Annotated in this window: 1 pseudogene; it reads right to left on the reverse strand. The window is 58.4% G+C overall.

The window, feature by feature from the left end:
• A pseudogene (locus tag AACS90_RS05630) lies at window positions 1–269 on the reverse strand (hypothetical protein); the annotation flags it as partial.

Here is a 269-nt window from a genome sequence, read left to right on the forward strand (position 1 = left end):
GCTGACTGGCGGCTTGCTCCTCTCCGGGGCGTACATTCTCAGGTTCTGCCTGCTTCGGCTCAGGTGCTGCTTGCGTCTGCTGGCTGGCGGCCTGCTCCTCTCCGGGGCGTACATTCTCAGGTTCTGCCTGCTTCGGCTCAGGTGCTGCTTGCGTCTGCTGGCTGGCGGCCTGCTCCTGTTCAAGTTGCTTCAGCTTCTGTTCAAGCTGCTTTTGCTCCTGTTCAAGCCGTTTCTGCTCCTGTTCAAATCGCTTCTGTTCGTTTTCTTTC

The organism is Xenorhabdus sp. KK7.4 (assembly GCF_963876465.1).
GTDB lineage: Bacteria > Pseudomonadota > Gammaproteobacteria > Enterobacterales > Enterobacteriaceae > Xenorhabdus > Xenorhabdus stockiae.